Below are 248 nucleotides of genomic sequence, written 5' to 3' on the forward strand. Positions count from 1 at the left end.
GGTTCAACTAACGTTAACGCTACAGAAGTCGATTTAAATATTACAGATATGCTTACTAAAACAGTGTCTACTTATGTGTCACAGGCAAGCAACGAACTTGAAAAGTCTGTAAAAGAAGCCGTTTCTTTTGATGCACAGGTTATTCTTGACAGCTTAGTTGAAAGTAATCCTGGGGTTGATAATAGCAACATGGACGAAAAACAACGTGTAGTAAAAGCACAACCAAAGCAATAAAAAGGGAATAAAAG

At 36.3% G+C, this 248-nt stretch carries 1 protein-coding gene; it reads left to right on the top strand.

The features are described 5' to 3' along the window. Positions 1-234: hypothetical protein (locus SB749_RS20315; protein ID WP_410711901.1), on the top strand; the 234-nt coding region annotated here is incomplete at its 5' end. Positions 235-248: the final 14 nt, after the last annotated feature.

The sequence above is a fragment of the Brevibacterium sp. SIMBA_078 genome (assembly GCF_046534565.1).
Lineage (GTDB): Bacteria > Actinomycetota > Actinomycetes > Actinomycetales > Brevibacteriaceae > Brevibacterium.